At 50.2% G+C, this 14,222-nt stretch carries 10 protein-coding genes; 8 read left to right on the top strand and 2 right to left on the bottom strand.

Going from position 1 to position 14,222, the window contains the following annotated elements; genetic code table 11:
- Nucleotides 1–65: 65 nt before the first annotated feature.
- The 8 genes from B9Y55_RS01525 (at nt 66) to B9Y55_RS01490 (ending at nt 11,892) form a co-directional block, all read left to right on the top strand.
- Nucleotides 66–479, top strand: a complete 414-nt coding sequence (locus B9Y55_RS01525; protein ID WP_085543580.1) for a type II toxin-antitoxin system HicB family antitoxin — start codon at nt 66–68, stop codon at nt 477–479.
- 163 nt (nt 480–642) lie between these two features.
- Complete coding sequence (locus B9Y55_RS01520) at nt 643–837, top strand: hypothetical protein (protein ID WP_085543579.1); 195 nt, start codon at nt 643–645, stop codon at nt 835–837.
- Nucleotides 838–888: 51 nt separating this feature from the next.
- Nucleotides 889–2,124: an AAA family ATPase gene (locus tag B9Y55_RS01515; protein WP_200806596.1), complete on the top strand. Its 1,236-nt coding sequence runs from the start codon at nt 889–891 to the stop codon at nt 2,122–2,124.
- Nucleotides 2,124–2,750, top strand: a complete 627-nt coding sequence (locus B9Y55_RS01510; protein WP_085543577.1) for a DUF4276 family protein — start codon at nt 2,124–2,126, stop codon at nt 2,748–2,750. Before B9Y55_RS01515 ends, B9Y55_RS01510 begins: the two co-directional genes overlap by 1 nt.
- Nucleotides 2,751–2,967: 217 nt before the next feature.
- Complete coding sequence (locus B9Y55_RS01505; protein ID WP_085543576.1) at nt 2,968–6,147, top strand: DEAD/DEAH box helicase; 3,180 nt, start codon at nt 2,968–2,970, stop codon at nt 6,145–6,147.
- Nucleotides 6,147–6,869 carry a DUF4391 domain-containing protein gene (locus tag B9Y55_RS01500; RefSeq protein WP_085543575.1) on the top strand — a complete coding sequence of 241 codons (723 nt, stop codon included), beginning with the start codon at nt 6,147–6,149 and terminating at the stop codon, nt 6,867–6,869. The genes B9Y55_RS01505 and B9Y55_RS01500 overlap by 1 nt, the downstream gene beginning before the upstream one ends.
- A 17-nt stretch (nt 6,870–6,886) precedes the next feature.
- Complete coding sequence (locus B9Y55_RS01495) at nt 6,887–8,782, top strand: site-specific DNA-methyltransferase (RefSeq protein WP_085543574.1); 1,896 nt, start codon at nt 6,887–6,889, stop codon at nt 8,780–8,782.
- An 11-nt stretch (nt 8,783–8,793) separates the two neighbouring features.
- Entirely contained in the window at nt 8,794–11,892 is a 3,099-nt protein-coding gene (locus B9Y55_RS01490; protein WP_085543573.1) for a restriction endonuclease, read from the top strand.
- 536 nt (nt 11,893–12,428) lie between these two features.
- On the opposite strand, the gene purE is transcribed toward B9Y55_RS01490, so the two are convergent.
- Nucleotides 12,429–12,944, bottom strand: coding sequence for a 5-(carboxyamino)imidazole ribonucleotide mutase (gene purE / locus B9Y55_RS01480; RefSeq protein ID WP_085543571.1), 516 nt, complete (start codon nt 12,942–12,944; stop codon nt 12,429–12,431).
- A complete protein-coding gene (purD, locus tag B9Y55_RS01475; RefSeq protein WP_085543570.1) occupies nt 12,941–14,221 on the bottom strand; it encodes a phosphoribosylamine--glycine ligase in 1,281 nt (426 codons plus the stop codon). The genes purE and purD overlap by 4 nt, the downstream gene beginning before the upstream one ends.
- Nucleotide 14,222: the final 1 nt, after the last annotated feature.

Here is a 14,222-nt window from a genome sequence, read left to right as displayed (position 1 = left end):
TATAGTGTGTTGATCTCTGACGGCTGAGCAAAATTATGATACATGAACCAAGGGAGGTGAGATAGATGCATGACAGATACAACTTCCCGGCGGTGTTCCACTATAACCCCGACGGTCGTATCGGAATATACTTCCCCGATCTTCCCGGATGCGTCAGTCAGGCGACCTCCGACGAAGAGGGAATAAAAAAGGCCACCGAAGCCCTTGAGCTCCATCTCTTTGGGATGGAGGAGGAAGGAGAACCTATCCCCAATCCATCCCGCCTATCCGATATCGATCTTGAAGCAGGTGAAAGAACGGTCATGATCTCGGCTATAATGCCTCTGGTCAGAGATGCTATGGAGAGCAAGGCGGTAAAAAAGACCTTAACCCTGCCCTATTGGCTAAACCGTGCCGCTGAGGCTAAGGGAATCAATTTCTCCGCTCTTCTCCAGAATGCTATAAGGGAAAGCCTGGGCATCCAGGACGATAGAAGATAACCACCGCGTATAAAAAAACACAATCTAGCCCAGCCCTCTTGATGGAGAGCTGGGCTAGATTTATTTCATCCAAGGGATTTCGCCCCGGAGGATTGCACCGTGATAGAATATTGTAGAGATAGGTATAGCAACGTAGGCCGTTTTTTACAAGGAGGCTGATTGTATGCCATCTAAAAAATTTTTTGATAGCGAATTCGTAAAGCAAATAGGAAAGCAGATGATGAAAAAGGATCCTGTTGTTTTGAGTTTATCGATAAATCGCACAGATCAGCAGATCAAAGACGATTTTAGGCGTGCTTCCTTGAGTTTACGATCTGCGGATGGTGAGTTTTTATCCTTACCGGGGTCAACTGAATAGCTATAAAACCATAAGCTAGACCTGGTGAGGGTTTGTAAAGGGGTGGCGGTGTTGAGTAGTACGATAAAAAAAGAGGTTCCTCGAATAGAGTCGCTTAAGGTCCGTAACTACCGAGCTCTGAAGGATATAACCCTGAACAACCTGACTCCCATGACCGTTCTGCTTGGGCCTAACGGTAGCGGCAAATCTACGATATTCGACGTGTTTAACTTTCTTTCCGAGTGTTTTCAGTTTGGTCTCCGTCATGCCTGGGATCGCCGTGGGAGAGGGAAAGAGCTGAAAAGTCGGGGAGCCGATGGACCGATCGTGTTTGAACTAAAATATCGTGAAGCACCTAAAACACCGATCATAACCTACCATCTGGCTATCGATGAGGGAGTTAAGGGGCCTTTGGTGGTTGAAGAGTGGCTTCAATGGAGAAGGGGATCTAAGGGGCAGCCATTCAGGTTCTTGGAGTTTAAAAACGGTATAGGACGTGCTGTCAGTGGAGAGATGCCCGATTCCGATGATGTGAGAAAGGAAAGTAACCTCCGGTCTCCAGATCTGATAGCGGTAAACGCTTTAGGCCAGCTGTCCGACCATCCTCGGATCGCTGCCCTGCGGGAGTTTATCACCGACTGGTACGTTTCCTATCTGTCCATCGATCAAACCAGAAATCAACCGGAAGCAGGGCCTCAGGGGCGTCTAAATAAAAGCGGCGACAATCTTCCGAACGTCGTCCAATATCTGAAGGAGCAGTATCCTCAGAGGCTGGAGAGAATCTTCGATGTGCTTCGTAAGCGAATACCTCACCTGGAGCGAGTAGATGCCGAGCCGATGGCCGATGGACGACTTCTCCTTCAGATCAAGGATGGCCCTTTTGAACAGCCCGTTTTATCGAAGTTTGCCTCCGATGGAACCATGAAAATGCTGGCTTACCTGACGGTCTTATACGACCCCGAACCACCTCTTTTTGTCGGCATAGAGGAGCCGGAGAATTTTCTTCATCCACGGTTGTTGCCGGAATTAGCGGAAGAATGTCGAGCTGCGTCGGAAAATTCCCAGCTTCTGATAACCACCCATTCTCCTTTTTTGCTTAATTCGATGGGAGCGGAGGAGGTTTGGGTGCTCTACAGGGATAAAACAGGGTTTACCAAGGCCGTTAGGGCGTCGGATATCAAGGGGATACCCGAAATGGTTCGGGCTGGCTCCTCTCTCGGATATCTCTGGATGGAGGGCCATTTCGGTTTTGGAGATCCCCTGGTGAACTCCGGTGCTCCAAGACAGGAAGTTAAAGGTAATAAGTGATGTTAGGTAAGTTGATAGTTTTTGTTGAGGAATATTCGATGGAGATAGCCCTTGAGCTTCTATTACCTAAAATGCTTGGAGAGATTGATTACCAGATTATTCGTTTCCAATGCAAAGATGATCTGCTAAAGCAGTTACCTATACGGTTAAAGGGCTACAGCTCATGGATTCCAGACGACTGGTCTATTCTTGTTCTGGTTGATAGGGATGATGACGATTGCATAAAACTAAAAAAACAGCTGGAAAAGTTTGCCCTTGACTCCGGTTTTGTAACCAAGACAACCGCATCTAAGGGGCAACGATTTAAGATTACAAATCGAATTGTGATAGAGGAGCTTGAATCATGGTTTTTTGCAGACTGGGACGCTGTTAAACTCGCGTATCCAAGGGTGTCCCCGACTATTCCTCAAAAAGATCCCTACCGGGACCCTGATGGTATAAAGGGAGGTACTTGGGAGGCATTGGAGCGCGTTTTGAAGAGAGCGGGCTATTTTTCCACAGGATTACGCAAGGCAGAATGTGCTCGGGAAATTGCACAGCATATGGATGTCTCCAGAAGTAAATCTAGCAGTTTTAACGTTTTTCGTGACGCTGTGAGGCATATAGTAGCTGGTGGAATTGCGTGATAAAGAGTCCCACTCTCCATCTCGAAGAGTGGGACTCTTTTGTTCTTCCCCCTACCTAAACGCTTCCTCCGGCACCTCCGGAAGACCCAGGTTCTGTCTCACCTTTTGGTCCAGCAGGGCCACTATTAGGGAGAATCCCCTATAGACCGGGAGGGGGTTTTGGGGTAAGGTTTTTGAAGTGCGGTAAGCGACCATACTCCCTAAAGGAGCGTGTTTCATGGGAAACGTGATCAATTCGACGGAGCAGATGATAGAGAAAATCAACGAAGTCCTGAGGACCAAAAAAGACGCCGTCATAAACATAGTGAACGACAAGCTGACCCTTTCGGTATTTGCCCTGCTCGAGCGTAACTTCGCCAACGTCAAGGAGATAAACTTCGTCATTCGGGACACCAAGTTTATACCCGAGCGGTCGGAGATCCCTCAGCAGTTCGAGATGACCCCAAACGATATCCTGTACAGTTCCTACGACATAGCGGAAAAAAATAAACTCCGCCATTTTTCCAGAGCTAAGTCGATGCACGATTTTATCAAAAACAACGTCAACGTAAAAAAAGTCAATCCGGGAATAAAGATCAGCGGCAATATCCTTATCATCGACGACGACTTTATGATACAAGGTTCCTCTTCTTTGGAGATATTGGGCGACAAAGGAAGAGGGATCAAAAACATCAACTTCGATACCATGCTCAACGGCACCATGGACAAAGAGCAGATACTGGCCGCTTTAGAGCTATACCGTCGCATATGGTACGACGAAAAAGTATCGTCGGACTACAGGGAAAAGCTGCTCGAAAGCCTGGAGTTCGTCTACGAAAAACATTCACCGGAATTTATCTATTATTTTACCTTGAACGAGCTGTTTGGACACCAGATAGACAGCGGTCTGGAGAGGTTTGAGCGAGATAGCGACAGGTTCAAAAAGACGGAGATCTGGAACGCCCTTTACGATTTTCAGAAAGACTGCGTTGTGTCGGCGATCCAGAAACTGACCAAATACGGAGGATGTATAATCGCCGATTCGGTAGGACTGGGCAAGACCTTCGAGGCCCTGGCGGTCATAAAGTATTTTGAGATCAAGATGGACAACGTCCTCGTCCTGACCCCGGCGAAACTCTACGACAACTGGAACTCCTTCAAGGGAACCTACAAAGACAGCTTTTTGACCGAGACCTTCAACTATAAGATCATGTTTCACACCGACCTGTCCAGATATAAGGGAATGTCCAGATCGGGCCAGGACCTGGAGCGGTTCAACTGGGGGATATACGACCTGGTGGTGATAGACGAATCCCACAACTTCAGAAATCGTAAAGACCGATACGACGAGGAAGATCGCCTCATAATGACCCGCTACGCCAGGCTCCTACAGGAAGTCATAAAAAAGGGAAACAACAACACCAAAGTTCTCATGCTCTCCGCCACTCCGGTCAACAACAGCCTTGTGGACCTTAAAAACCAGATCAGCATCATCACCGGGGATAAAGACTCCGCCTTTGATGAACACGGCATAGCCAGCATAGACAACCTTCTCAGAAAGTCCTCGACGGTCATAAACAAGTGGGAGGAAATGCCCTGTCACGATAAAAACGACCTGTTGGACAGCCTGCCGTCGGAGTTCTACAGACTGCTCGAGATGATGACCATATCGAGAAGCAGAAAACACATCACCGGCTATTACGGCGACGACAGCGTAGGCAAGTTTCCCGAGAAAAACAGGCCCGAAACCTACTATCCCGAGATAGACACCCAGGGGGAGCTGCTGAGGTTCGAGGACGCCAACGAGCTTCTGGAGGTCCTGAACCTATCGGTCTACACCCCAACCAGATACATCAAAAGCCAGTATCAGTTTTTCTATATGGATAAATACAGCCTGAAAGGCAAACGAGGCGGCAACATGGACTTTCAGAGACAGTCCAAAGGCATGGTCGTCCTGCATCGCTTCAACCTGTTCAAACGACTGGAAAGCTCGGTGTTCTCTTTCAAAGAGACCTTGCGACGGCTGATCGAGAAGATCGACGTAACCATCGAAGTCCTCGAGGGAGGAGGTCAGGTCGAGGAGGCCATGGAGGTCTTAGACGAAGAATACTCGGAAGACCCTTACCTGGAGGGCAAATACGAGATAAAGGTTCAACACCTAAACGTCGCCGACTTCCTCCATGATCTGCACAGCGACAGAATGATCATAGACAGCGTCTACAGGGACGCCGAGCTTGTTCTCCACCACGACAGAGACAACAAAATGAAGGTCCTCCGGGATATCGTGGTGGACAAGATAAAATTCACCCCCTACAACCGGGGAAACCGCAAGATAATGGTCTTTACCGCCTTCTCCGACACGGCGAACTACATCTACTCCAACCTGGCCCAGGAGCTTCTAGATATGGGCATACATACCGCCTGTGTCACAGGAAAGGACGTCAAGACCAACAACAAAAGGATACACAGGGAGTTTAACTCCATCCTCTGTGCCTTTTCGCCTCAGTCAAAGATGAAAAAAGAGATTCCTCAGGAATATCAGATTGACCTGCTCATAGGGACCGACTGTATCTCCGAGGGCCAGAACCTTCAGGACTGCGATACTGTCATAAACTTCGATATCCAGTGGAACCCGGTGTCACTGATCCAGAGGTTTGGCCGGATAGACCGTATCGGCAGCGTAAACGAGAGGATCCAGATGATAAACTTTTTCCCCAACATGGAGCTCAACGACTATCTGGGCCTGGAGCAACGTGTGAAGGGCAAAATGACCACCCTCAATATAGCCTCCACCGGAGACGAGGACTTCCTGAGCCCCGACATGAACGACTTCAACTTCAGAAAAAGGCAGCTCGAAAGGCTCAAAAACGAGGTTATAGACATAGAGGACGCCAAGGAGAACATCTCCCTGACCGACCTGAACATGAACGACTATCTCTACGAGCTTTCCCAGTACGTCAGCAAAGTGCCGGAGACCAAAAAAGTTCCAAGAGGAATCTTCTCCGTCACAGGAGGGGAGGAAAAGGGGGTCCTGTTCTGCTTCAACCACCGCAATCAGGATGTAAAGCCCAACTCGGACAGCTCTCTCTATCCCTACTACCTCATATACATAGACAACGACGGAAAAGTCCTCTACGGAAACAGCAGGGCCAGAGAGACAGTAAAGCTCTTCAGAAAGCTATGCTACGGCAGAAAGGAGCCTGTCGGGGAGCTTTTCGATTCCTTCTTCGCCAGGACGAAAGGAACCTCCGACATGGCCCTCTACTCCGACCTCCTGAACAAGGCGGTATCCTCCATCAAAGGGGCGGAAGAGGAAAAGGCCACCACCTCTATATTCGACTTCACCGGCTTCAACAACTCTTTCGCCGACGAAACCGCCGACGACTTCGAGCTGGTGTCCTTTCTGGTGGTAGAGTGATGTTCGCCATACCGGAGGAATACAGAAAGTCGAAAAGGATCGCCCTAAAGGACTTCATACCCGCAAACCTCAACTCTGCCACCAAAAAGAGGATAAGGGATTGCCTAAAAAAAGCCACCCTCCTGTATCAGATGGAAGGGGAGAGGATACCGTCGGTTTTGAACGACACCTACAATTATCGGATAATCCAGTTTTACGATATGGAGATACTGGACCTCAAAAAAGCCTCCTTCCTGGCGAAAACCTATCAGGAGATCATAAAGCCCCCCTCGGTCCTTCGGCTCCACGACGGAGGACGGGAGGTCTACTCCTTCGCCCTCAAGAGGCTGAACAGAAACGACCTGACCGAGATAGTGGTCACCGACAGCTTTATGACCGATCCGTTCCAGACCGTCCTGCCGGATAGGAACAGAGAGCTTTTTATCGACACCCTCTCCTACGGCAATATGGATAACCTCTCCGATAAGGTCTCCTTTTACCTGGAGATGTACCTGAAGGCCTACATCCTGACCTATCAAAAGGCCCACTCGAAGGCGATGGACTTTCTGTCCTCTCCCCTGTGGTACAGCCAGGACAGGGTGAAAGAGCTTCACCTACTGCTGAAGGCCTCGGTGGAGAGCAGGGAAAAACTGAAAAAAGCGGTCACAGCACAGGAAAAGATGGAGCTCAACAGGCGGATAAAAGAGGCCATAACCGGCCTGGATGAACTGATAAACCTCTAAAGGTGGTAATGACAGAGATGGAATACAAAAAAGTGCCTCAGGACATAAACGACTTCACCAACGACAACCTCAAAGCCCTGTCGGAGCTGTTTCCCTCGGTGATCAAAGACGGCCAGGTCGACTTTAAGGCGTTGAAGGAGGAGCTTGGACAGTTCGAGGAGGTGGACGGCGAAAAGTACGAACTCACCTGGTCGGGCAAGCAGAACGCCAAGAGGAAAGCCCATGAAAAGGTACTCGGCAGGACCTTGAACTACATCGAGGAGGACAGCAAAAACCCCGACACCACCCAGAACCTCTACATAGAGGGGGATAACCTGGAGGTCCTGAAGCTCCTAAGACAGAACTACTACGGCTCCGTCAAGATGATATACATAGACCCTCCCTACAACACGGGAAACGACTTCGTTTACAACGATAACTTCAAGATGAACGCCAAAGAGAGCGACATAGCCGAGGGCCTGGTCTCCGAGGAGGGCGAAAGGCTCCAGAAGAACCTCAAATCCACCAACCGCTACCACGCCAACTGGCTCAACATGATGTATCCAAGGCTTAAGGTCGCTAGGGATCTGCTTACCGATGATGGGGTTATCTTTATCAGTATTGACGATAATGAAGCACATAATGCCAGAAGAGTTTGTGATGAAATTTTTGATGCTAATAATTTTATATCGACTATAATTTGGGCTAGAAAACGTGGTAAGGACAACTCGGCGAGGTTTTTTAGCAGGAACCATGAATATCTCCTTGTTTATGCTAAGTCATCTATCTCGCTTAGGATTGGGCGTTTGAATATGCCTACGGAAACTAGAAAGGCTTATAGAAATCCAGACTCTGATCCCAGAGGAGATTATCGACTTTTAGGTGTTTGGGCTCGTGGAATACAAGGGGGCTCAGTCTATGAATTTAAATCTAAGCAAGGCCTGACTTTTAAAGAGCGAAGTTGGCTTGTAGGCAAAGATACCATGAAGATATTGGATGAAGATGGCAAATTAGTCTTTAATGGAGATAAGGTATATAGAAAGCTTTTTCTTTCTGAATATAAGGGAGATATCCCTGAAACAATATGGCTTGATGCATCAAATGCAGCTAATGCTGCTGATGAAATAAAGAGCCTTTTGGGACAGCAAGTTTTTGATACTGTAAAGCCAATTCCATATTTATCAAAGATAATAAAATGTGGGTCGACTAGTTGTGACATCATCCTCGACTTCTTCTCCGGCTCCGCCACCACCGCCCACGCCGTCATGCAGTTGAACGCCGAGGACGGTGGTAACCGCAGGTTTATCATGGTCCAGCTACCCGAGACTTGCGACGAGGAATCCGAGGCTTATAAGGCAGGATATAAGAACATCTGCGAGATAGGCAAAGAGCGGATCAGAAGGGCAGGGGAGAGGATAAAGGAGGAGATCGAGGGGGAGAACGGCCAGCTTAAGCTGGGGGAGGATCCTAAAAAGGTCCCCGATATAGGCTTTAAGGTCTTCAGGACCTCGGACACAAACATAAAGTGGAACCTAGTAGAAAGCGACCACGGTCAGCTCGACCTGGACTCCATAAAGGACAACCCCGACGTGATGGACTTCACCTCCTCTGCCAAAGACGTGGACGTCGTCTATGAGATCATGCTCCGTCAGAAGGACGTTCCCCTCTCCGAGTCTATGGAGGTACTGAGCCACATAGGAAATCGAACCTATCTCTACGGCTCTTCTTATCTGATCTGTCTGGAGACCGAGGTAACCGAGGGCATGGTGGATAAGCTGGCGGTTATCGACCCTCTTCCTATAAAGTTTGTCTTTCGAGATTCGGCCTTTAAAGACGACATAAGCCTCAAAGACGAGACCTTCCGACGGCTGGAGGGCCTTATCGCCAAAAACTCCGGCGACGTCAAAAAGACCTACACCGTCGAGTTTATCTAGGAGGGGTCTCGGTGTCCAAAAGAATAACCTTTCAGTTCGACGATAAACTGGACTATCAGATTCAGGCCATCGATTCCACGGTGAAGCTCTTCAAAGGCATCTCAAGACAGGTTGGCGACAGTATCTATCCTCCGTCCCCCTCAGGCATAAAACGGATAGATGAGACAGGCCCTGTCAGAAATCCGGAGATCGTCGGCAATACCAGGCTTTTGAAGAACCTCAGACAGGTCCAGCTCCGTAACAGGCTTTTCGCCAGCGAATCTCTGGATGGACTGGATTTCACCGTCGAGATGGAGACAGGGACGGGAAAGACCTACGTCTACTTAAGGACGATCCTGGAGCTATACAGGGAATACGGTCTCAAGAAGTTTATGATAGTGGTCCCCTCCATCGCCATCCGTAAAGGGGTCGAAAAATCCGTAGAACAGCTACAGGATCATTTTAAGAGGCTGTTCGGCATAGACCTCCTGAAATACAGCTTCGTCTACGACGGAAACCCCCAGAAGATGAGCTATAACCTAGTTGAGAGTGACGACCTGAGCATCTGCGTCATAAACATCCAGGCGTTCAACAAGGACACCAATAAAATAAGGTCCGAGGACGAACGTGGTCGCATCCTTTGGGAGGAAATCAAATACATCAGGCCGGTGGTCATAGTCGACGAGCCTCAGAGGATAGAGGGGGCCAAGGGAAAGAAATCCAAATCCCTGGAAGCCATAGAGGACATAAATCCCCTGTTCGTCCTTCGCTATTCCGCCACCCATAAAAAGCTCTACAACCAGATATATAAGCTGAACTCCTACGACGCCTACAAAAAAAATCTGGTGAAGAAAATACAGGTCAAAACGGTGAACGGAGTTACGCCAAAAGACTTCCCTTACGTTCGTTATCTATCCTTCACCAAAGACCTCAAGGCCAAGATAGAGATATTATCCCAGGATCAGGGCGGCAAGATCCGTTTTAAGACCTTCAACGTAGGGTCCAACGCCTCTTTGGAGGAGCTGTCCGGTGGTCTGGCCCAGTACAGGGAGATGAGGGTGGCGGAGGAGCCCAATAAGAATAAGCCCTTAAAGATATCCACCTCCGAGGGGTATCTCGAGCTGGAGAAGGGAAAGAGCAACAACGGCCTGGAGGATAGCGACGCCGTCCGTATCCAGATAAGGCTCGCCATAAAAAACCACTTTGAAAAACAATTCTCCATACTCGAGGGGGACAGAAAGATCAAGGGATTGACCTTGTTCTTCATCGACTCGGTGAAGAAGGTGAGGGACAACGACCGCCCCGACGGCAGAGGGGAGTACCTTCGCATCTTCGACGAGGAGTACGGCGATTACATCGATAAACATAGGGAGAAAATCGAGAGGTTTAAGGACTATTTTCCCGACTACGACGACGTCGAAAAGGTCAGGGAAGGGTACTTTGCGGTGGACAAAAAACAAAATGTCGTCGACGTCGAGGGCTGGGATTCCTCTAAAGACGATACGGAGATGAGCATAAAGGCAAAGTCTCAGGAGGATATCGACAGAGGGATAAGCCTTATTCTGGAGAAAAAGGACGAGCTTATCTCCTTTGACGAGCCTCTGGCCTTCATCTTCTCCCACTCCGCACTGAGGGAGGGCTGGGATAACCCTAACGTCTTCACCCTCTGCACCCTCAAAAACGGAAGTTCTGAGATAGCTAAAAAACAGGAGATAGGCCGTGGCCTGAGGTTGCCTGTGGATATAACCGGAAACCGCTGTCTGGATGAGGATATAAACGAGCTTACCGTCATAGCCAACGATAGCTACGAAAATTTCTCCAGAATGTTGCAGGAAGACTTCAACAGCAGCATGAACTTCGACAAAAACGAGGTCACAGCGGAGGTCCTGACCCTATCCCTCGAAAAAGCTGGCATACCTATAGAGGCTATAACCCCCGAGCTGGTGGATGCTTTCAAAAAGGAGCTTACCCAAGGGGGCATAATAGACGGAAAGAACCTCCTCAAGAAAAACGTCCAGCAAACCACCAAGCTTTTCAATGAGATAGAGTTCACGGACCAGACCCTTCAGGAACATTCCCAGGCCCTCAAAGAGGGATTCTGCGAGCTGATGATCCAGAAGGGGACCAGAAGAATAGAGATAACGAACGGCGATAACGAACCTTATACCAACACCGTGAGGTCCTTTATCTCGGAGAAAGAGTTCTCCGAGATCTACCACGGCCTGTGCCGCAACCTGACCAAGAGAGCCATCTACAAATGCGATATAGATAAAGACGAGTTTGTCTCCTCCTGTATAGCCGATATCAACGGCTATCTGGCCCATTTCAGCGTCAGCAAAACCGTAAACATCTCCACCGGCGAGGCTGGGTTCAACGACGCTAAGGTTTTTGAGATGAAAAGATCCGGCGACAAGACCTGCGATATTGACGTCGGCATGAAGGTTGAGCCCAAGAGCGACTTTGAGGTGGCAAACTACGTAATGTACCACACGATGCTCCCAAGGTTGGCTATCTTCAGGATATTGAAGGGGATAGAGAAAAGGGAGGCCCTCAACTTTCAGGATGTTTTGGATCAGGTGACCCAGAGGATATTCGAGAAGTTGCGGGATATGAAGGCCGCTAACGTCTATTCCTACGAGGTAATAGAGGGCTACGACCTGGAGGAAGGCCGTATATTCGCCCTCGATTCCATCAACGAGGAGGACTTTAACGAAGAGTGGCGAGTTTTCAGGTCCAATCCCAACCGGAAGAGTGCCTTAAACGAGTATTATAAAATGGACAGCAAGGGAGAAAGGCTTTTCGCCGACAGCCTGGAGGCAAACGAAAACGTCGTCCTTTTCACCAAGCTCAAAAAAGGTGGCTTCATAATAGACACCCCCTACGGAAACTACTCTCCCGACTGGGCGGTGGTCTGTAGAAAGGATGGCCTGAGGGAGGGTTCTTTAGGGATCTATTTCATCGTGGAGACAAAAGGCGGCAAGCAGGAAAGCAACCTCACCGAGGTGGAGAAAAACAAAATTCGCTGTGGCGAGCTCCACTTCAAGGCGGTCTCCGACCTGGTGAAGTTCAACTGGGTCAGCAGCTACGAGGACTTCAAGGCCAAGTTTGCAGTCAAAGACAGCATAAGCTAGGCATGACGGTCGACGAGTTCCACTCTGTCCTGCCTATCCGACCGATGTGCCCCTCCTGTGGAGAGCTTGCTTGTGGTTATGGGGCATATGCTTGAATTTCAGAGGAGGTTTTGATATGAAACGCAAAACATTAGAGTTAAACGGTGTGTCCAATAAATTAGAGTCTCGTGGATTTAATATTGAGACTTTGCTAAGGTATATTTTTGTGATACTTTACACCATAGGCAAACTAGCATTAGGCATGATATTACTGGTCGCTTTCTTAGCTCACTCGTTCGCGTCAGGCAAGGATTGGCGGTAATAACCCATAGCGTAACTATTCAGTCGCCCCAGTCAGGAAGAGAGTCTGACCATCGAGAGCCATAGACATGGTCTCGAATATATTGATAGAGTTCTTCTTCGTTTTGAAGTTGCGGATGGCTCAGCTTCGTTATTGTCGAGGGGATCGCAAAGTCCCTGGCAAGAGCAGGATCTCCTCGTTCATATAAAGAGTCCCACTCTCCATCTTGAAGAGTGGGACTCTTTTGTTCTTCTCCCTACTTAAACGCTTCCTCCGGCACCTCCGGAAGTCCCAGGGTCGATCTGGAGTTGCGGACCTTTTCTCCCTGTTCCACTCGGAGGTCCTCCAGTTTCTGTCTCACCTTTTCGTCCAGCAGGGCCACTATCCTGGCTGCCAGAAGGGCGGCGTTTGCCCCTCCGTCTATTCCCACCGACGCCACAGGGACGCCGGGAGGCATCTGGGCCACCGAGTAGAGGGCGTCCAGCCCTCCTACGGTACCGGCGGATACCGGAACCCCTATGACCGGCAGGGCGGTGTGGGCGGCCAGCACCCCTGGAAGGGCGGCGGATAGACCTGCCACCGCTATTATTGCGACCAGGCCCCTTTTCTCGCCGTTGGATGCGTAGGCTACCGCGTCGCCGGGGGTCCTGTGGGCGGATGCCACGGTCACTTCGTAGGGGATCTGGAGCTTGTCCAGCATCTCTCCCGCTTTTTTAGCCACCGATACGTCGTTCGCCGATCCCAGAACTATGCCTACTTTTGCCTTGGTCATACGCCTTCCTCCTTAGGTTTGTCCCTGTTGGACGCTATGTCTTTTCTATAAAAAGCTCCCTTAAACTCTATCGCCTTAGCCCCTGTGTAGGCCTTTTCCCTGGCTTCCTCAAAGGTCGGTCCCGTCCCAACCACCGATAGGACCCTTCCTCCTGCTGTGACGGTTTTTCCGTCTTTGAGGGCGGTTCCGGCCTGAAACACCGTTATCCCTTCCTCTTTGTGATCCAGTCCCTCTATGGGATGGCCCTTTTCGTAGTCCCCTGGGTAGCCCTCCGACGCTATTACCACGTTGACGGAGCAAAGGTCTTTAAGGGCCCAGCTAACCTCCGACAGTTTGCCCTGGGCACAGCTGTGGCAGACCTCCAGCCAGTCGCCGTCGAAGAGGGGAAGAAGGGCCTGGGTCTCCGGGTCTCCTAGCCTGACGTTGTATTCCAGGACGTCTATTTTACCCTGAGGGGATATCATCAGTCCGGCGTAGATGATACCCCGGTAGGAGGTGTCGTCCCTATCCAGTCCGAGCAAGGTGGGCTTTACCACCTTTTCCTCGATTTCCTGGAGCATCGATCGATCGACCCAGGGAACAGGGGCGTAGGCTCCCATCCCTCCGGTGTTTGGGCCTCGGTCTCCGTCGAGGGCCCTTTTGTGGTCCTGGCTGGTGGAAAGCAGCCGATAGCTGTTGCCGTCGGTGACTATCATTACAGACACCTCTCGGCCAACGAGGCCGTCCTCCACCACTAAAGTCTTTCCCGCCTCGCCTAGGGAGCCCCCCAGTAGCTCGCCGCAGGACTCTAAGGCCTCCGATAGCTGGTCGGAGATGAAGACCCCTTTCCCAGCCGCCAGGCCGTCGGCCTTGACTATGTAGGGAGGTTTTCTGCTGTACAGGGCCTCTTTGGCCTCCTCTAAGGTGGTGCAGATGGTGAAGGAGGCGGTAGGTATACCGTGCCTTTTCATGAAGCTCTTAGAGTGGGCTTTGCTGGCCTCGAGCATAGCTCCGTCCCTGCCTGGGCCGAATACGTCTATGCCTTTGGCCCTTAGGGCGTCGGCGACTCCCGATACAAGCGGTCCCTCCGGGCCGACTATGACCAGGTCCACCGACAGCCTCTCCGCCAGGTCGGTCACCGACCGGCAATCGCACGGGTCCCCGGGGTGGCAGGTGGAGATCTGGGCCATTCCGGGGTTGCCGGGCATGGAGTGAAGTTCGTCGCATCTAGGGGATTGGGCCACAGCCCAGGCTATGGCGTGTTCCCTGCCTCCCCCTCCCAGTATGAGAACTTTCATA

Origin of the sequence: Dethiosulfovibrio salsuginis, from assembly GCF_900177735.1 — a bacterium.
Classification (GTDB): Bacteria; Synergistota; Synergistia; order Synergistales; family Dethiosulfovibrionaceae; genus Dethiosulfovibrio; species Dethiosulfovibrio salsuginis.
The sequence above is the reverse complement of the archived record's forward strand: the minus strand, read 5'-3'. Positions and strand labels throughout refer to the sequence as shown.